At 33.2% G+C, this 20,168-nt stretch carries 17 protein-coding genes; 8 read left to right on the top strand and 9 right to left on the bottom strand.

Annotated elements, in window-relative coordinates; translation table 11 throughout:
* Window positions 1-34 precede the first annotated feature (34 nt).
* A complete protein-coding gene (locus tag EKM00_RS01435) occupies window positions 35-1,807 on the top strand; it encodes a MutS-related protein (protein ID WP_126514989.1) in 1,773 nt (590 codons plus the stop codon).
* Between the two features lie 214 nt (window positions 1,808-2,021).
* Here EKM00_RS01435 and dnaN read toward each other — a convergent pair whose 3' ends face one another.
* The 5 genes from dnaN to EKM00_RS01410 form a co-directional block, all read right to left on the bottom strand.
* Window positions 2,022-3,140 carry a DNA polymerase III subunit beta gene (gene dnaN, locus EKM00_RS01430; RefSeq protein WP_126514988.1) on the bottom strand — a complete coding sequence of 373 codons (1,119 nt, stop codon included), beginning with the start codon at window positions 3,138-3,140 and terminating at the stop codon, window positions 2,022-2,024.
* A 103-nt stretch (window positions 3,141-3,243) separates the two neighbouring features.
* Entirely contained in the window at window positions 3,244-4,929 is a 1,686-nt protein-coding gene (gene gldG, locus EKM00_RS01425; RefSeq protein ID WP_126514987.1) for a gliding motility-associated ABC transporter substrate-binding protein GldG, read from the bottom strand.
* The gene (gene gldF / locus EKM00_RS01420; protein ID WP_126514986.1) at window positions 4,929-5,654 is read right to left on the bottom strand and encodes a gliding motility-associated ABC transporter permease subunit GldF; all 726 of its coding nucleotides are present in this window, start codon (window positions 5,652-5,654) and stop codon (window positions 4,929-4,931) included. Before gldF ends, gldG begins: the two co-directional genes overlap by 1 nt.
* Window positions 5,655-5,722: 68 nt before the next feature.
* Window positions 5,723-6,019 carry a putative quinol monooxygenase gene (locus EKM00_RS01415; RefSeq protein WP_126514985.1) on the bottom strand — a complete coding sequence of 99 codons (297 nt, stop codon included), beginning with the start codon at window positions 6,017-6,019 and terminating at the stop codon, window positions 5,723-5,725.
* 59 nt (window positions 6,020-6,078) lie between these two features.
* Window positions 6,079-6,906: an SAM hydrolase/SAM-dependent halogenase family protein gene (locus tag EKM00_RS01410; RefSeq protein WP_126514984.1), complete on the bottom strand. Its 828-nt coding sequence runs from the start codon at window positions 6,904-6,906 to the stop codon at window positions 6,079-6,081.
* A 183-nt stretch (window positions 6,907-7,089) separates the two neighbouring features.
* Between EKM00_RS01410 and EKM00_RS01405 the strand changes: the two genes are divergently transcribed.
* A complete protein-coding gene (locus EKM00_RS01405) occupies window positions 7,090-8,040 on the top strand; it encodes a PhoH family protein (RefSeq protein ID WP_126451687.1) in 951 nt (316 codons plus the stop codon).
* Between the two features lie 47 nt (window positions 8,041-8,087).
* Here EKM00_RS01405 and EKM00_RS01400 read toward each other — a convergent pair whose 3' ends face one another.
* The gene (locus EKM00_RS01400; RefSeq protein ID WP_126459191.1) at window positions 8,088-8,513 is read right to left on the bottom strand and encodes an Rrf2 family transcriptional regulator; all 426 of its coding nucleotides are present in this window, start codon (window positions 8,511-8,513) and stop codon (window positions 8,088-8,090) included.
* 11 nt (window positions 8,514-8,524) lie between these two features.
* Complete coding sequence (hmpA, locus tag EKM00_RS01395; protein ID WP_126459194.1) at window positions 8,525-9,727, bottom strand: NO-inducible flavohemoprotein; 1,203 nt, start codon at window positions 9,725-9,727, stop codon at window positions 8,525-8,527.
* A gap of 148 nt (window positions 9,728-9,875) precedes the next feature.
* Here hmpA and EKM00_RS01390 point away from each other — a divergent pair, with 148 nt between their 5' ends.
* The 3 genes from EKM00_RS01390 to EKM00_RS01380 all read left to right on the top strand — a co-directional run bounded on the left by EKM00_RS01390 (window position 9,876) and on the right by EKM00_RS01380 (window position 14,183).
* Complete coding sequence (locus EKM00_RS01390) at window positions 9,876-10,733, top strand: Cof-type HAD-IIB family hydrolase (protein ID WP_317125134.1); 858 nt, start codon at window positions 9,876-9,878, stop codon at window positions 10,731-10,733.
* Window positions 10,734-10,782: 49 nt separating this feature from the next.
* Window positions 10,783-13,131 (top strand): S9 family peptidase, encoded by a 2,349-nt coding sequence (locus tag EKM00_RS01385; RefSeq protein WP_126514983.1) that lies wholly within the window; start codon window positions 10,783-10,785, stop codon window positions 13,129-13,131.
* A 98-nt stretch (window positions 13,132-13,229) separates the two neighbouring features.
* On the top strand, window positions 13,230-14,183 hold the full coding sequence (locus EKM00_RS01380) for a phosphoribosylaminoimidazolesuccinocarboxamide synthase (RefSeq protein WP_126514982.1): 954 nt from the start codon (window positions 13,230-13,232) through the stop codon (window positions 14,181-14,183).
* Window positions 14,184-14,372: 189 nt separating this feature from the next.
* On the opposite strand, the gene EKM00_RS01375 is transcribed toward EKM00_RS01380, so the two are convergent.
* Window positions 14,373-15,461, bottom strand: coding sequence for a M42 family metallopeptidase (locus tag EKM00_RS01375; protein WP_126514981.1), 1,089 nt, complete (start codon window positions 15,459-15,461; stop codon window positions 14,373-14,375).
* Between the two features lie 83 nt (window positions 15,462-15,544).
* On the opposite strand from EKM00_RS01375, the gene EKM00_RS01370 reads away from it, so the two are divergent.
* On the top strand, window positions 15,545-16,213 hold the full coding sequence (locus EKM00_RS01370) for a DUF4294 domain-containing protein (protein ID WP_126514980.1): 669 nt from the start codon (window positions 15,545-15,547) through the stop codon (window positions 16,211-16,213).
* Window positions 16,214-16,839: 626 nt separating this feature from the next.
* Here the strand turns inward: EKM00_RS01370 and EKM00_RS14675 are convergent.
* Entirely contained in the window at window positions 16,840-17,046 is a 207-nt protein-coding gene (locus EKM00_RS14675; RefSeq protein WP_126514979.1) for a hypothetical protein, read from the bottom strand.
* Window positions 17,047-17,550: 504 nt separating this feature from the next.
* Here EKM00_RS14675 and EKM00_RS01360 point away from each other — a divergent pair.
* Window positions 17,551-18,036: a SixA phosphatase family protein gene (locus EKM00_RS01360; RefSeq protein WP_126514978.1), complete on the top strand. Its 486-nt coding sequence runs from the start codon at window positions 17,551-17,553 to the stop codon at window positions 18,034-18,036.
* Entirely contained in the window at window positions 18,033-20,108 is a 2,076-nt protein-coding gene (gene ppk1 / locus EKM00_RS01355; RefSeq protein WP_126514977.1) for a polyphosphate kinase 1, read from the top strand. Before EKM00_RS01360 ends, ppk1 begins: the two co-directional genes overlap by 4 nt.
* The last annotated feature ends 60 nt before the right edge of the window (window positions 20,109-20,168 follow it).

Raw genomic sequence — 20,168 nt, 5'->3', positions numbered from 1 at the left:
TATTTCGTTATATTTGCAATTCATTAATTGAATTATGGAAATATACAAAGCAAAAAAGATACGCTTTTCAACAGCATTGACTGCAATCAATAAAAAGTACAATAGTATAAGTATTTTAAGACTTCTTTCTATTGTACTTTTTTTGGTTTCTATTTATTACTACATCAAAAACAGCGAAATTATTTTCATAATTGCCGCCATTTTTCTTTTTGGACTATTCGTAGTATTTATGCGCATTCATTCTAAATTAGTTTTCGAAAAACATGTCAATCAAGCCTTACTTGATATTAATGAAAATGAAATTTCCTACCTGGAAAGAAATAAAATCCCTTTTGAAAACGGACAGGAATTTAATGATTTTCACCATCCGTATGCCTATGATTTAGATATTTTTGGCGAGCATTCTTTGTTCCAAAACTTGAATAGAACCGCTACTTTTATTGGAAAAAAAACATTCGCAAACCAGCTTTTATCAATTTTGCCCAATGAAGAGATTCTTAGAAATCATCAAGCGGTAAAAGAATTAACCAAAAAATTAGACTGGCGTCAGGAATTTTTGGCTTTCGCCAAAATAAGCAACGACAATCAATCGAATTATGAGACTCTGCTCAAGTGGTGTACATTTAATAGTACGCCCTTGGCTAAAATGAGTGTTTTCATTTCTTATTTTTCACCACTTCTTTTTCTGGGAGTTTTGATTGCCTATTTAGTAACTTCGACTACTGTTTTTGCTTCCGTCTTATCGTATTTATTTGTATTTAATTTAATTGTTTTGGGTCGGTTTATGAAGCGTATCCAGGCAGAAATTGCTAATTCCACGAATATAGATAAAACCATTCATCAATATAGTTTATTGTTGCAAAAAATAGAAAATGAATCTTTTCAGTCGAAAAAATTAATCGATTTACAACAAAAATTAATGTTCAAAAAAGAAAATGCCAGCGTGCATTTGAAACAGTTAGCCGGTTTGTTTTCTAATATGGACAGTATCTCAAATTTTGTTACGGCTATCGTATTCAATGGAACGTTCCTTTTTAATTTACATGTTTTAAAATCATTAATTCAATGGAAAAAAGATCATGCCCAAGCTTTAGAAAATTGGTTGGAAGTTATTGGTGAATTCGAATTATTGAACAGTTTGGCCAATTTTTCGTATAATAATCCGGAGTTTGTATATCCAACATTGAACAGTAATTTCGAAATAGATTTCAAGGATTTAAGCCATCCTTTATTAAACGAAAAAACTAGAGTAGGAAATGACGTGCGTTTTCATCCCGAATCGTTTATGATTTTAACGGGTTCTAATATGTCTGGTAAAAGTACTTTTCTAAGAAGTTTAGGAATCAATATGGTTTTGTCAGGAATAGGTTCGCCGGTTTGTGCTCGTCAGGCTAGTGTACATCCGTTACCCGTTTTAGTTTCCATGCGATTATCTGATTCGTTGTCCGATAGCGAATCGTATTTCTTTGCCGAAATCAAACGCTTAAAGCAAATTATGGACGAATTGGAAAATAGACCGGCATTTGTTTTATTGGACGAAATATTACGTGGTACCAATTCAGATGATAAACGGAACGGAACAATTGAAGTGGTCAAAAAAGTGATAGGTAAGAAAGCTGTTGGAGCTATTGCAACGCACGATATAGAAGTTTGCCTGACGACAAATGAGTTTCCAAATACACTAATCAATAAATGTTTTGAAGTTGAGATTATCGATAATGAACTCCATTTTGATTACAAACTTCGGGACGGAATTTGTAAAAATAGAAGTGCTACTTTCCTGATGAAGAAAATGGGAGTGATTTAAATTAGTATTCAGTGTTCAATTTGTCTTTGCGAGGAACGAAGCAAACCCACTAACTGATAATTATAGGTAATCGTCGAAACTGAAATACTATAAGATACCTCTTTCGTTCTGATAACAAAAGAGTGATGAATATAGACAAAAAACCGTTCCGGTTTATCGGGACAGTTTTTTAAATATAAAAATGGTTTGGTTAATAGCGTATTTTTAAATTGAATTAACTGTTCAACATTACTGGCATTACAAGCATCGTTACCGTTTCTCCTTCTTCTAATCCATCAACAGGAGTTAGAATTCCGGCTCTGTTTGGCAATGACATTTCAAGCATAATCATATCCGATTGTAAGTTAGTCAACATTTCTGTCAAGAAACGAGAATTATATCCTATTTGCATATCATCACCTTGATAATCACAAGTCAATCTTTCTTCGGCTTTGTTTGAATAGTCAATATCTTCAGCAGAAACATTCAATTCAGCACCTGCTATTTTCAAACGGATCTGGTGTGTAGTTTTATTCGAAAAGATAGCAACACGACGTACAGAACTCAAAAATTGAGAACGGTCAATCATTAATTTATTCGGATTTTCTTTTGGAATTACTGCTTCGTAATTTGGATATTTTCCATCAATTAAGCGGCACATTAAAATATAATTGTCAAAAGAAAAAGTAGCATTCGAATCATTATATTCAATTTTCACTTCAGCATCTGAAGTACCTAGAATATTTTTCAAGATATTCAAAGGTTTTTTTGGCATGATGAAATCAGCCACCTGAGAGGCGGTTACATCGGTACGCGCATATTTTACTAATTTATGCGCATCAGTTGCAACAAATGTCAACCCTTGTGGCGAAAACTGAAAAAATACACCAGACATTACCGGACGTAAATCATCGTTACCGGCTGCAAATATAGTTTTACTTATAGCAGTTGCCAAAACATCAGCAGGAACAAGCGTTACAGATGGATCGTCTAAGTTAACCGATTTTGGAAATTCATTTCCAGGAGCATAAGCCAAAGCATATTTACCAGAATTAGAACTGATTTCTATCGTACTATTTTCTTCAACTGTAAAAGTTAGCGGTTGTTCCGGAAATGTTTTAAGGATTTCCAAAAGCAATTTCGCAGGCACAGCAACGCTTCCTTTACTTTCTGAATCAATTCCTAACGTTGCAGACATGGTTGTCTCTAAATCAGAAGCAGAAACTGTTAGCACATTATGGTCTAAATCAAATAAAAAATTATCTAAAATAGGCAAAGTATTACTGCTGTTGATAACGTTACCTAAAACCTGTAATTGCTTCAATAAGTACGAACTCGATACTATAAATTTCATCTGTTTTGTTTTATTTTTTAAGGTATTTCTCTAAATTCGAAATACGTTACATTTTACAAATATATCGTAAACTATTCTAGTTTCGAAACTTTTTTATTAACATCTATTTGCTGTATTTTCTTTTTCGAAGAAAAGTAAATAAGATCCCAAAAAGTACCAAAATAAGAATTGGAAGTCCGATAGTTAGGATTTGTGTTCGGGTATAGTTTTCATAAACTTTTTCTTTATCCAATAAAGGTAAATCAAGATCTTTGCTTCGAATGTTAATAAGTCCCGTATCATCGAGTAAATAATTCACGCAATTTATCAGGAAATCTTTATTATCATACAAATTTCCTGACCTTTGGTCATACCCTAATTCTACGGGTTGAAAGTTTTTATCCAATTGGTTTTTTATCAGATCGCCATCCGAAATCACAATCATTTTGTTCTCTTTTCCTGTCGTTTGAAATGTTTTTTGTTCAAATGGCAACACTCGATTTTCAAACATAGAACGAAACGAACCTTCCAATAAAACAGAAAGCGGAATCTTTCCTTTGTTCAAGTAATCATTTGGCGAAGTTTCTTCGGCAACACTATTCAGGTTGATCTCTGTTGGAGTTCCTATTTTTTTCGAATATTGAGACGATTCCAACAGAATAGTTTTCTTAATTCCATTTTTCAAAGTATCGATTGGATTCGCAAAATCAAATTTGATTCCTCCTAAATTTTTAACTATCGGATGTACACTATTTGGATACACTTGTGGCGCAAACTTCCAGTTGAATTCCTGAAACTGTGTCGCACTTCCTTGTTCTCCAGTGGCTAGTTTTATGGGGCTTCCCTGTTCGTCTTTTACTAAATCAGGATTGATTCGGATGCCGTATTTAAAGAACATATCATTTAAATTTAAATCTCTTGGATACGCTAAAGTAGCTCCTGAAGCATTGTACAAACTGTCCATTTCAGCCGTAACTTGGTCAATCAACCATAATGTTTTTCCCCCGTTGATGATAAATTGATCCAAAACTTGTTTCTCCGCATCGGTAAACGTTTCAGTTGGTTTAGCGATAACTGCCAAGTCATATTTTTCTAAAGCTTCTAAACTTCCAATAGGGTTTTTGGCAACCGAATCTAAAGTAAAAGGACCAATATGGTAACTTTCGCGCACTTGCAAAAGAAATTTAGCCATCATGATATCTTGCAATTCACCGTTTCCTTTGATAACAGCAATTTTCTTTTGTTTGGCTTTGGTAATTTTATTCAATCCTTCAGCAATAGAATATTCCAAATGCTGAACAGATCCAATGACTTTTTGGGTAGTTGACGCACCCATAATGTTTTTCAGCAAGGGGATATTAACTTCTTTATTGTCATAAACGGCTGTGGCCCAAGGAAAAACCATCGCTTGAGATTGCTTTCCTTTATCGTCAACGGTTATGTTTATTGGCGTAAGCCCTTTTCGATACAAGTCTTTAATATTGTCCATGCTGGTGTCATCATTCTCCAATGGATCTGCGAATTCAAAAATAATATTGGAGTTATAGGCCTGAAATTCTTCCAGTAATTGTTTTGTTTCTTGTTGTAAACGCTTGAATTCAGCCGGTAAATCACCTTGCATATATACTTTTATAGACAACGGATTTTGGACTTGCTTTACGATAGTCAAAGAAGTAGGAGAAAGAGTATATCTGTTGTCTTTTGTTAAATCAAAACGATGAAAAAAGGAATTTCCTATGACATTCGCAAGAACTACAAGGACAAGGACAATCAATACTGATTTTAGGTTGTTTTTCTTAGAAGTAGTCATTACGATTTGAAAGATTTTAGATTATAAACAGTAAATGAAAGAAAGACAACGGTTATACTGGTAAAATAAAGAATATCTCTGGTATCTAATACGCCTCGGCTCATGCTTTTGAAATGATCTTGCATTCCTAATGACGCGATTATGGAAGATACATTTGGAACAACAGCAGCTAACCCTTCAAACCCAAAATAGAAGAAAAAACATAAAAATACGGCAATAATAAATGCCACAATCTGGTTATCCGACAATGTTGAAGTGAATATCCCAATGGCAGAATAGGCTGCAATTAAAAATAATAATCCAAAATAAGAACCAATTGTGCTTCCCATATCGATATTGCCCTCCGGCATTCCTAAACTAGAAATAACGGCTACATAAATGAATGTTGGAATAATCGCCATGACAATTAAAAGTAAAGCACCAAGAAATTTTCCATTTACAATTTGCCAAATACTCAATGGTTTCGTCAGTAATAATTCTAATGTTCCTTGCTTTTTTTCATCCGAAAAACTGCGCATGGTTACTGCAGGAATCAAGAATATCAAAATCCATGGCGCTAAGGTAAAAAACGGAGTCAAATCAGCAAAGCCGGTATTCAAAATATTATAATCTCCTTCGAAAACCCAAAGAAACAATCCATTAATAATTAAAAAAATGGCAATAACTAAGTAGCCGATGGGCGAACCGAAAAAGGATTTTATCTCTCGTAAAACTATTGATTTCATGTTTTATTTTTTGTTTAAAGTTTAAAGTTTTTTTAGTTTAACGTTGCTCAACTTTAAACTAAAAAACTTTAAACCAAAGTAACTAATTTATCCACGCTCCACGCTTCTGGTTTGTCGTTGAATAATTTCTTGGTGAATGTCCAAACATCGTAAAAAAGTTCAGAATTCCTGTAATTTTCTAAATCATCTTCTGTTTCCCAATAACTATAGGTAAAGAAAATGCTTTTGTTGTTTTTGTCCTGATACAATTCTAAGAAACGATTACCGGGCGCATTTCGTATTTTATCTTTCATTAATTCAAAATTTTCTAAAAAAGCAGGAATATTTTCCTCGTGAAAACTCAATTTTACTATTCGTACAAACATTTTAGATTTATGATTTTAGATTAAAGATTTTAGATTTTTAAACTGATTACTGAACACTGCTATCTGAATACTATATTTATTATATCTCTATAATTCAATCCCAATAAGCTATTCGCTGAACCTACTTTAGAAGGATTGCTTCTGAAAATAGCAATTTCAAGAAAACCGGCTTCGTTGAAAATAGCTAATTTTTCTCCTTCATAGGATTTGATCGGATATTTTTCAGAACTTGCAATTGCTGAATAGTTGGGCAAAATTGTTTTGATATTTTTAGTTTTCAGAACAATTTCATATGGCCTTCCTTTGGCAACTTCGATAAAATATTTTTTAGAAATATTGGTAATTACATTCCCAAAATGGTCAATGTAAATCACATGACCTTTTAATGAATTCCCATCATCCGAAATAGTGGCTTGCAGATTTGTAACCTGCTTAATCGTATTTATTTCTTTACCAATGACATTCATTAATCCCCCTTTGGCTAAATGGCAGGCTACTTTTACAAAAACATCTAGATCCGTAGCTTCACTCGGTAAACGATCATGAATATTAATTGCCACCATTTTTTTCGGAACAATTTTTTGCGACAGCATGCTTAAAATCCCATTATCGGCAGCAATAAAATAATGATCGTTCCATTGCATGACAATGTGTTGATTCTCTTTATTGGATTCCATATCTACTCCTACAAGGTGAACGGTTCCTTTTGGAAAGCTCGCATACGATGCTCCAATAATGTAACTAGCTTCTAACGTGTTAAATGGATCAATATCATGTGAAATATCAATAATTACAGCTTCGGAATACTCAGACAAAATTTTCCCTTTCAGCGCACCTACAAAGTGGTCTTTCAAGCCATAATCGGTAGTTAGGGTAATTATTGACATAAATTTGTTTATAACTATTGGTGTTTTGTAAACCTAATTTTCATTAAATTTGAGAAACGCAAAGCTAATAATAGTAAATTCAAAAAAGCAAAAAACAAAAGACAAATTCAAATTAATACTACAATTATTCGCATTGATAACAAATTTATTGATTTACTTAATTTAATTTAAAAACTACCTCATTTGAACGAAAGAATAATCGAGCTCATAGACATCGCTCCAACAGACTTTTGGGGCGCTCAAGACACTCATCTTGAAACAATTAAAAAATATTATCCAAAATTAAAGATTGTCGCCCGGGGAACAACCTTAAAAGCTTTTGGTGAAAAAGAAGTTTTAGACGACTTTGAAAAACGTTTTCAACGATTAATGGTGCACTTTTCAAGATACAATAACATTGATAATAATGTAATCGAGCGTGTTATTCGTGGTGATGTTCAGGAAGACAAAAAATTTCAGGGACAAGATAAAATATTAGTACATGGAGTAGGTGGTAAAATCATCAAACCTATGACGCCCAATCAGCAATTGTTGGTAGATACCATGGAAAAAAATGATATGGTTTTTGCAGTAGGACCTGCCGGTACAGGAAAAACGTACACCGGAGTTGCTATGGCAGTGAAAGCGCTAAAAGAAAAGCAAGTCAAACGCATTATATTGACAAGACCAGCGGTAGAGGCAGGGGAGAACCTTGGTTTTCTTCCAGGAGATATGAAGGAAAAACTAGATCCGTATATGCAACCACTTTACGATGCTTTACGCGATATGTTACCCAACGAAAAACTGGAAGATTATATTTTAAAGGGAATTATCCAGATAGCACCATTGGCATTTATGCGTGGTAGAACACTGGATAATGCTTTTGTAATTTTGGATGAAGCCCAAAACACAACGCATTCTCAAATGAAAATGTTCCTAACCCGTATGGGAAAAAGTGCTAAATTCATGATTACAGGGGATCCCGGACAAGTCGATTTACCGCGAAGAACCATATCCGGACTCAAAGAAGCGCTATTGGTTTTGAAAGACGTTGAGGGAATTGGAATCATTTATCTGGATGATAAAGACATTGTGAGACACCGATTAGTTAAAAAAGTAATTGATGCCTACAAAATGATTGAGAATAATGATTAAAACAAAAGGAGGCTTTGTGAAAAAGCCTCCTTTTGTAATTTTTTTTATTAATCCTGAAACATAGCACTCCAATTCTTGAATTCTATATCAGAAAGTGTGTACTGATTTAAACTTTCAATAAAAGCTTGATAAGCGGTATTGAACAATGATTTTAGTTTGCAATCGTGTGATTGAAAGATGCAAGGTTTTGAATCGCAGTTGACGATGGGCGTATCGTCTTGTTCTAATAGGTGAATCAAATCGCCTAATCGAATTTCTCTTGCTTTTTCAGAAATCACTATTCCGCCATTTTTTCCTCTTTTGGTGAGAATTAATTGATTTGCCGATAAAAATTGAACCACTTTTATAAGATGGTTTCGCGAGATTTTAAATGTAGTCGCTAAATCATCTAGAGAACTTTGTGGAGTATCTTTTTTTTGATTTAGATACATCAAAACGCGCATACTAAAATCGGTAAAGTGATTCAATTTCATATTAAAATTTACTAATTAAGGCTTAATAATTGAGGGCCAAATTCTTCATACAGAATATTTTCTCTATTTACGCCAAGCGCAACCAAAGATTGATATTGAACTTTTATAAAAATAGCCGGTCCGCAAATATAATATTTTGCATCCTCAATAAGGATTTCTTCTTTTATTTGCTGCAAATCAATTCTTCCTTCGATAGCATTTGTCTCTGATTCGGGCAAAGTTTCATAAAAAACGAAAGAAGTTAACCACTCATTTTCGTTGTTTAATTCCTCGATAGTATCTTTAAACGCGTGAACATTTTCATTGCGACAACTGTGAATCCAAACTGTTTTATTTTTTTGAAGTGAATTTTTATTGGTTTCAACCATACTCATCATAGGAGTAAGTCCAACACCTCCACTAACCAGTACTAAAGGATTTTTTGCGTCTGGATCTGCAAAAAACACCCCCGCTGGTGCACTAACTTCGATACTGTCACCTTCCTTTTTGTTATGTAAAGCATTGGAAACAATACCATCGGGAGATGTGTTTTGACTAATTTCTTTTTTTACTGAAATTCTATAATATTCATTATTAGAATAAGACGACAGACTATATTGTCTAGGCTGTTTATGACCTAATTCAGGAATATACGTACTCACAGATATATATTGACCCGGATAGAAATCAGCAATTTCTTTGTTGTCTTCCGGTTTAAGGTAAAATGAATTAATTTCGTCGCTTTCTTTTACAATTTTAGAGATTATGAAGTTTCTCCAGCCATTCCATCCTCCTTTTTTATTAATTGTTTTTTGGTACATTTCAGCTTCAATACTAATCATTATCTGAGCCAATTCATTGTAAGCACAGGTCCAGGCTTCAATTAACTCTACTGTTGCGAGATCACCTAAGACTTCTTTTATCGATCCGATTAAATGGTTTCCAACAATATCATATTGCTCTGGTTGAATATTTAAACTTACATGTTTATTTCCAATTGATTTTAACGTATTGATCAAAACAGTAGGATTTTCTATGTTTTCAGCATAAGCAAGTACAGCTCCACTTAAAGCATTTTGTTGTTTTCCACTAGCTTGATTTGCCATATTAAAAATGTTTTTCAACTCTGGATTATTGGATAGCATTCTTTGGTAAAAATAGGTTATCAAATCATTTCCATTTGTTCTTAAAATTGGCACAGTTGCTTTTATTAATTCTTTTTGACTTGCATTCATGGTATTGAAATTTATTTTTTACAAAGATAGCAATCATTTTCTATTTGTTGTATTTAAAATACAACAAATAAAATAGCTATATTTATCAAAATATCGTCAAGAAAGGTTAACCTAAACTTTTTATAAATTTTTGCGTTTCTATTTAAAATTGAATAAATTTGGAAATATTAAAAATGACAGTGAAAACCGAAAGATGCTACAAGAAAAAATAAAAGTCGTAATAAGCGATTTAGACGGAACGTTACTCAACTCAGATCACAAAATATCCCAATACACCAAAACTGTTTTTCAAGAACTCCATAATCAAAATTACCTAATAATTATAGCAACTGGTCGTCATCATCTGGATGCAATGCCTATTGTAGCAGGATTGGATGTTCCTGTTTATTTAGTCACTTCAAATGGAGCACGGATACATTCTCCTGAAAAAGAGCTGATTTTTTCTTATAATATGGAAAGTGAGGCCGTTAAATCCGTCTTGTCTTTAGATATTGATCCTGAAATTACAACCGTATTATTCAGAGAAAATGTTTGGCAAACGAACAAGCACAATGAAAAATTAAATGAGTTTCAACCAGAAGTAAATTATCATCCAGAACTCGTTGATTTTGAAAACTTAGAGGATTTGAGTGCTATAAAAGTATTTTTTACGCACGATCGACATTCAAAATTAATCGAATTAAGAGATCAAATTTTAGAAAATCATACCGGACTTTTTAGCCATGCTTTTAGTCTTCCGCTTTGTTTAGAATTTATGGACAAATCAGTAGATAAAAGTGTTGCGATTGCCAAAATTTTGGAACTAGAAAATTTTGTTTTTCAGCAAGCACTATCTTTTGGTGATGGCTACAATGATGAAAAGATGCTTAATTCTTCCGGTAAAGGTTTAGTGATGGGGAATGCACCTGATAGTTTGAAAAATAAATTGTCTCATTTAGAGGTAATTTTAACTAATGATAATGACGGAGTCGCCAAATATATAGCGCAGGAATTATTGAATAATTAATGTTTTTAACTAACCATATTTTCCCATTTTCAAAAAAAACTAAAACCAAATGAACAAAAAAATAATCTTCGTTATCTGTATCTTATTTTTCATAACAATTCAAAGTCAAACGCTAAAACTGGAAGAAATCATGAAAGGCAACACTTTTATTGGTGTTTCCCCTGAAAATGAAAGATGGTCTTTAGATGGTCAGAAAGTGTATTTTGATTGGAATCCAAACAATGAGTTGGGCACAAGTACTTATTTTTGGAAAAATGGATTAACAAAACCAGAATTAGCTTCTCCAGATGAAGCTGCTTTTTCAAAACTAGATTTTAAAAAAACAACTAATCCAGATTTATATTATTACATCGATAAAGGAAGATTATTTTCGTATGCTGTAAAAAGTAAAATCTCGAAAAAACTGTACCAACAAAGCAGTCCGATTGCTAATTTGCAAATGGGTTCTGTACCAGGAGTGCTTTATTTCAGGCAAAATGAAAATCTTTTTCAGTTCAATACCAATGAAGGTTCTATCATTCAAATCACAAACTTTCGTAAAGGAAAATTAGATGAGAAAGCCACAGATAAAGAATCTTTTTTGAAAAGTCAACAAGCAGAATTATTCCAATTTGTCAGAGATCAGGAAGCACTGAAAAAATGGAATTTGGCAAAATCAAAAACTACAGAATCTGATTTTCCAAAGCCTTATTATTATGGAAAAAACACCTTTGGAAGCTTAAAAGTAGATCCAAAAGGAAACTTCGCCACCTTCAGATTAATAGAAGATTCAGAACGTAAAAGTGAAAAAATGGAACTTTTCATAACTGCTGATGGCTACAACCAAATTGAAGATACAAAGGAGAAAGTTTCTGTAGATAATTTGTTGGCAACTAAATTTGGAGTCTATAACATTGTTAAAGATTCTGTTTATTTCGTAAATTTTTCAACATTAAGTCATATTCAGGATGTTCCTAAGTATTTTGAATGGTATGAAAAATCAAAAACTACAGAAAAAAAGAATAAATTGATTGTAGTTCAGGAACCTGTTTACAATGAAAATGGTTCGTATGCAATTAGTGAAATACGAAGCCAGGACAACAAAGATAGATGGATTGTCAGTTTAAATTTAGAGAAAGGAACTTTTCAGGAATTAGACCATCAACATGATGAAGCGTGGATTGGCGGGCCCGGAATTCCTTCTAATTCGTATGGAAGAGGAACGCTGGGATTTTTGGGAGACAATGAAACTGCTTATTTTCAATCCGAAGAAACTGGTTATTCGCATTTGTACAGCTATAATTTAAAATCAAAAAAGAAAACTCAACTGACTAAAGGAAATTGGGAAGTGCGCAACGTGAGTTTAGCAAAAGATAAAAAGTTTTTTTATTTAACCACAACAACCACGCATCCCGGAAACAGAAATTTCTATAAATTAGAAGTGGCAAATATGGTTTTACAGCCAATTTTGACTAAAGATGGTGCTCATGAAGTGAGTTTGTCTCCAGACGAAAGCACCTTATTGATTCGTTACTCGTATAAAAATAAACCTTGGGAATTGTATGTAGCGCCTAATAAAAAGAATACAAACTTAAATCAGATAACGGCTTCAACATCGGAAAGTTTCAAAGGATATTCTTGGCGTGAACCGGAAGTGATTACTTTCAAAGCGCAGGATGGAACTCCCGTAAATGCGAGATTGTATAAGCCGCAAACTGCCAATGCGAATAAAGCAGCTATCTTGTTTGTTCATGGTGCCGGTTATTTGCAAAACGCCCATAACTATTGGAGTAACTACCACAGAGAATACATGTTTCATAATTTATTGGTCGATTTAGGCTATACTGTTTTAGATATTGATTATCGAGGCAGCGATGGATATGGGCGTGATTTTAGAACAGGAATTTACCGTTTTATGGGCGGGAAGGACTTAACAGATCAAATTGACGGAAAGAAATACCTAGTTGAAAATCATGGAATCGATGCGACAAGAGTTGGGATTTATGGCGGTTCTTACGGCGGTTTCATCACGTTGATGGGAATGTTGACTACGCCTAAAGAGTTTGCTTCTGGAGCTGCATTGCGTTCCGTTACAGATTGGGCGCATTACAATCATGGTTATACTGGAAATATTCTTAATTTTCCAGAAACGGATCCGGATGCTTACAAAAAAAGTTCTCCAATCTATTTTGCAGATAATTTAGAAGGAGATTTATTGATGCTTCACGGAATGGTAGATGATAATGTAGAGTACAAAGATATTGTTCGTTTGTCTCAGCGTTTTATCGAATTAGGGAAGAAAAAATGGAGTTTATCCAGTTTTCCAGTGGAGGCACATGGTTTTAAAGAAACCTATTCTTGGGTTGACGAATACGGCCGAATCTTAAACTTATTCAACGATACGTTGCTTAAAAAATAATTTTAGAGATAAAAGTGAAATTTATGAGTTCGCTTCTTTGCAAAACTCTATGAAATAGTTTTAAATTTGCAAGAACAAAAACACACACAACTAGTATAATGAGCAACACCATCACAACTACTGATTTTAATTTTCCAAACCAGCAATCTGTTTACCGCGGTAAAGTAAGAGAAGTGTATAATATCAATGATGAACTTTTGGTAATGGTAGCTACGGATCGGCTTTCGGCTTTTGATGTAGTTTTGCCAAAAGGAATCCCATATAAAGGTCAGATTCTAAACCAAATTGCTACTAAATTCATGGAGCTGACGCAGGATATTGTTCCTAACTGGTTGATTGCAACTCCTGATCCTAATGTGGCGGTAGGGCATTTATGTGTCCCTTTTAAAGTAGAAATGGTCATTCGGGGCTATCTTTCTGGTCATGCTGCCAGAGAATATGCTCTTGGAAAAAGAGAAATTTGCGGAGTTTCAATGCCTGACTATTTGAAAGAAAATGATAAATTCCCGGAACCTATTATTACTCCGACTACCAAAGCGGATAATGGCGAACATGACTCCGACATTTCTCGTGAGGATATTTTATCGAAAGGAATTGTTTCTGAAGAAGATTATGTGGTTTTAGAGAAATTCACGAGAGATTTGTTTCAAAGGGGAACTGAAATTGCAGCCAGTCGTGGTTTGATTTTGGTTGACACCAAATATGAATTTGGAAAAACCAAAGAAGGGGTAATTGTCTTGATTGATGAAATTCATACGCCGGATTCTTCTCGTTATTTTTATGCTGAAGGATATCAGGAACGCCAAAACAACGGTGAGGAACAAAAACAATTATCGAAAGAGTTTGTTCGTCGCTGGTTAATCGAAAATGGTTTTCAAGGATTAGAAGGACAACAAATTCCTGATATGACGGATGAATACATTCAAACCGTTTCTGAAAGATATATTGAATTATATGAAAATATCTTAGGAGAGAAATTTGTAAAAGCAGACATCAGTAATATTGATGGACGAATCGAGAAAAATGTTTTGGAATATCTAGCCAATAGATAATTATTTTAATAAAAGTAAAATAGAAAACCGCAATTCATAATTTTGAATTGCGGTTTTTTAGCCCCGATAAAAGTGGAAATCCTTTTCCTTTTTGCTGCCAAAAAGGAAAAGATTACTTCACTATACTTTTATTTTTATTTGAGTTCAGTGAATTTCATTTAAAACGGATAGCGGGATTAGCTCCTAAAACTATTTAAAATAAGAGAATGTTTCTTCGTTTTCTAACTTCAATAGGGTTTCATAAATTAATTTAATTACATTTTCAACATCGTCACGATGCACCATTTCAACCGTGGTGTGCATATATCGCAACGGCAACGATATTAATGCAGAAGCTACGCCGCCATTACTATACGCAAAAGCATCGGTATCAGTACCCGTAACACGAGATGAAGCTAATCTTTGGAACGGAATTTCGTTTGCCATGGCGGTTTCTAAAATTAATTCTCTCAAATTATTTTGAACCGCAGGAGCGTAAGTAACTACAGGACCTTTACCAATTTTTGTATCTCCTTCAATTTTTTTATCGATCATTGGAGTAGTGGAATCATGACATACATCAGTGACAATGGCCACGTTTGGTTTGATGGTTTTAGTAATCATTTCGGCACCGCGAAGGCCTACTTCCTCCTGAACGGAATTCGTGATGTACAATCCAAAAGGAAGTTTTATCTTGTTTTCGTGCAGCAATCGAGCCACTTCGGCAATCATAAATCCACCCATACGGTTATCAATGGCGCGACAAACAAATTTATTTTCGTTCAAAATCATGAATTCATCAGGATAGGTAATCACGCAGCCTACATGAACCCCCATTTTATCTACTTGCTCTTTTGTTTCACAGCCGATGTCAATAAATAGATTGTCTACTTTAACCACTTCTTCTTTTCCTCGATTGCGGGTATGAATCGCTGGCCAGCCAAAAACACCTTTTACAATTCCTGTTTTAGTATGAATATTGACGCGTTTTGAAGGGGCTATTTGGTGATCGGAACCACCATTTCTGATCACGTAGATTAATCCATCGTCTGTAATGTAATTTACGTACCATGAAATTTCATCCGCATGACCTTCAATTACTACTTTATAAGGTGCATCAGGATTTATAATTCCTACCGCTGTGCCGTAAGTATCTGTTATAAAAGTATCAACGTAAGGTTTTAAATAATCCATCCATAATTTTTGTCCACCACTTTCATAACCGGTAGGCGAGGCATTATTTAGATAGTTTTCTAAAAACTCAAGTGACGACTTGTTTAATATTGATTTTGTGCTCATAAAATTATTTTTTTGCTAAATTATAAATTTGGCATTACAGTTGCGTATATAATGTATAATTTTGGCAATTAAACTTTCCTAATATGAAGCTAATTAAATTTTTGTTGTTTTTTCTATTGATAACTTTGTCTGTTAATGCACAGGTAATACCGCAGGATACTACAAAAATGGGGCATGAGTTAGAAGATGACGAATTGATTCTTAATGACACCATTCAATTACCAGAAATAATAATTTATAAGGGAAAAATGGATCCTGAAGCAAGAAAGCAATTTTTATTACTTCAAAGTCGGGTTTATAAAACGTATCCTTATGCAAAATTAGCTTCGGAGCGATTGACGATTCTTAATAAAGGAATGGCAAACCTCAAAACTAATAAAGAGAAAAAAAGATATTTTAAAATAGTAGAAAGTTATTTGAGTGAGGAGTTCGAAGCTAAACTTAAAAAGCTTTCTCGTAAACAAGGTCAAATATTGGTAAAGTTAATTCACCGTCAAACAGGCACTACCACTTATGAGTTAGTAAAAAACCTTAAAAGTGGCTGGAAAGCTTTTTGGTCCAATACTGCAGCAAGCATGTTTGACATTAATCTAAAAACAAAATACGAACCCTACTATGTCAACGAGGATTATTTAATAGAAACTATACTAGTACGAGGATTTGATTCAGGAAGATTACAAAATCAAACTCCGGCACAGCCTATTAATTATGACAGCTTGAACGATGCTTGGGTTAGCAGGGCAATTAAATAATACCATCGTTTTCTGTTCCTATTTCTATAAAGATAATGTTGCAGCATAATTAGCACGCGAACACGAAATTATTAAAATAACACCCACAAAAAAATAAATTTTGTCCTAAATAATATTGATCATCAAATCAAAAATGCGACGGAAGTGGTTCAATTAGCGAGAAAAACTTTTTATAATTAAATACATCAGTGTTCCATTCAAGCATTTAAAGAAAGAAAATTCAATTATATTGTCAGCAGTGTAGGCGCTATTGTGATATTTTTTTTATAAATTAGTATTAAGTACATGACAAAAAAACCACAGAGACTGTATTTTATTGACTTAAAACCATTCAAAAGAAATTATGACAAATAATCTTATCTGTATTTAAACGCACTTGCTGTTCTTCTATCGTTTTTTTTTGGATGTTCTTATCTAAATACTCACCAATTTTATAACTATACAAAAGCAATCATCGTTTGGAAAAAGAGTTTTTCTAATCTTTCTAAATCGGTTACATGGAGTGTCTTCTATATTAAATCCACTGCCTTTTTAATCCTCTAAAAAGTGTTTTGATTTGCAAGCGTTGTCTATAATATATCAGTGCTTGTTCAGGTTTAATGAATGAAACTATAATTAAAAACTACCTATTTTCCATCTCTGCCAATTTTTTTATTTCCAGAGAGATAACATTGTTGTCCATGCAATTCTACTATTTTTGGATCGTGATAAAACTCTCCGAATTTCAAATTAATAAAGAACCAAAATGCTTTTATTTCTCCCTGTTTTTTGAAAGAATAAATTTTGAAATTATTTCTAATTTCGATGTAATCTCTAATATTTTCGTTGTTCAAAAATCCAGCCATTTGCTACCAACAAATTATAAGCAGTAAACACTTTTTTTCCAAACCACTCGATATATTTCTTAATCAAATAATTCGCTCTTCTGTGTCTAAATTCCTTGCTTTGTCTAACATTTTGAACAGTAACGGAAAAGCTACGTTTTTATAACTGAAACCAAGCGTTAGTCTATTGATATTTTTCGATCCAAACTTCCAATTAGCTCTATTCCAAACTAGCATCAAGTCGTCTGTGATAGATAGTAAAATATTTTTGTTAAGTACTAAAATTTTTGTTAATAACTTAACGATCAATTTACTGGTAAACTTATTAACGACAACTTGTTTTATAGACTGTCTACTAAAAATATTTTACCTACCAAAAAGTTACTCCTTGATGCTTTTTTGATATAAATAGCATAGATTTTAACAAAATTATTTAAATAATAGACTTAGTTTTTGTAAATTGTTTTGATTATGTGATTTCTTATGTTTAGAGACCCCAAATTATTTTACATTATGAAAAATTTAATTATTGTACGTCATGCAAAATCAAGTTGGGAGGCACCGTTACACGATAAGGATCGTGCTTTAACGAAGAGGGGCATACAAGATGCGCATCTAGTATCTTCGGATATAATTCATTTTATGCCTAAAACATATCTAATCTGGTCGAGCACTGCCAAAAGAGCAACAGACACTGCGTTAATTTTTGCTCAAAATTTTGCCTATCCCATTGAATGTATCGTTTACAAAGACGACCTTTATACCTTTGATGAAAAGAAGCTTGAGGAAGGTATTAAATCCTGCAGTAACAGTTTCGAAAATATTATTCTTTTTGGACACAACGAGGCAGTTACAAATTTTGTTAATAAATTTGGGAATGTTTTCGTTGAAAACATTCCGACAACCGGATTTGTATCCTTAGAATTTGATACCGATGATTGGAAAAAATTAAAAAAAGGTAAAATTAAAAAAATTATATTCCCCAAAGATTTAAGATGAATAAAGTAGTAGCACACAAATATATTGATAGAGAAAAAAGTTGGTTGGCATTTAATGCTAGAGTGCTTCAGGAAGCTGGAGATAATTCAGTTCCATTACTAGACAGATTGCGGTTTTTAGGTATTTTTTCAAATAATTTAGATGAGTTTTTTAGAGTTCGTTTTGCCGCCATCAGACGATTAAGTTTAACAGGGATAACCGGAGAAAAATATCTTGGGGGTATTTCCGCACAACAATTAGTCAAAGATATCACTGAAATTGTTATCCAGCAGCAATCCGAAAGTTTGCTAATTTTGAGTGTAATTGAATCGGAACTCGAGAAAAAAAATATATTTATCATTACTGAAAATGATATCTCCACACAACAAGAAATTTTTTTGAAGGATTTTTTTATCCAAAAATTAAGTCCTGAATTAGTCACTATTATATTAAATGATTTAGCAGAATTTCCATTGCTAAAAGACACATCCGGCTACCTGGCAGTCAAATTGGTGATGAATCACACCTCAGAGATTCGCTATGCAGTTATCGAAATCCCTAAAACAATTAACCGTTTTGTCGTTTTGCCCTCTGATAATGAAAAACAATATGTAATTCTTATTGATGACGTGATTCGACATAATTTAAGCAGCATTTTTAATATTTTTGATTATAAAAGTGTTTCGGCACATATGATCAAAATTACCAGAGATGCGCAATTGGATATCGATAGTGACTTAAGTAAAAGTATGATCGAAAAGATATCCTTGAGTGTAAAAGACCGAAGAATTGGAGAACCGGTTCGCTTTATTTACGACCAATTGATTGAAAAAGATACCTTGCAGTTTTTTCTTGATGAAATGAAAATTGAATCAACAGATAGTATTATTCCAGGAGGGCGATATCATAACAGAAGGGATTATATGAATTTTCCTAATCTTGGGCGATTTGATTTATTGTACAAAACAAATGATCCTTTACCCATTCCTGGGCTAAGTCTCGAAGGAAGTATCTTAGAAAAAATTAGCCAAAGAGATTATTTATTAAACGCTCCTTATCAGTCTTTCTCTTATTTGACACGATTTTTGCGTGAAGCGGCATTGGACCCAAAAGTGACTTCGATTAAAATCACATTATATCGTTTAGCTAAAAATTCTCAAATTATTAGCTCTCTGATTAATGCTGCTAAAAATGGAAAAAAAGTAACGGTTCAAATCGAATTACAAGCCCGTTTCGATGAAGCTTCAAATATTTCCTACGCTGAACAAATGCAATTAGAAGGTATTGAACTTATTTTTGGAATAAAAGGGCTAAAAGTCCACAGTAAAATATGTGTTATCGAAAGAAATGAAAATGATAAGATAAAACGATATGGTTTTATTTCAACAGGAAATTTCAACGAATCTACCGCCAAGGTCTATACTGATGTGACTCTTTTTACCAGTCACCAACAAATATTGAAAGATATCATGAGGATTTTTGAGTTTTTTGACATTAACTACAGGGTGAATCGTTACAAACATTTGATTGTTTCGCCTCACTACACAAGAACCCGATTTGTAAAATTAATAGACCGTGAAATTACACATGCATTAGCCGGGAGGAAAACACATATAAAACTAAAAATGAATAGTTTGTCTGATTTTGAGATGATTGATAAGTTATATGAAGCCAGCAGGGCTGGAGTAAAAATTCAACTTGAAGTGAGAGGAATTTGTTCCTTGATACCCGGTATCGTCGGAATGAGCGATAACATAGAGGCCATAAGCATTGTGGATAATTATTTAGAACATTCTAGAGTTTATATTTTTGGAAATGCTGGTCAAACCGAAGTTTATATTTCATCCGCGGATTTCATGACTAGAAACTTAGATGACCGTGTCGAAGTAACCTGTCCCATTTATGATCAGGAAATAAAAAATGAATTAATCGATAATTTTGATATCGGATGGAAAGGCAATGTAAAAGCGCGTTTTCATTCCTATAAATTAGATAATAAATACAGAGGACGAAATCATAATCCTATTTTTAGGGCACAATTAGAGACCTATAAGTATTACCAAAATAAGTTAGAATTAGCATCCAGAAAATAAGTAGTGTCATCACGAGTGTCATTTGTTTGATACATTAAATCGAATAATGATCTTTTATAA

The sequence above is a fragment of the Flavobacterium sp. RSP15 genome, assembly GCF_003968755.1.
Lineage (GTDB): Bacteria > Bacteroidota > Bacteroidia > Flavobacteriales > Flavobacteriaceae > Flavobacterium.
This window is presented reverse-complemented; position numbering and strand designations above follow the sequence as displayed.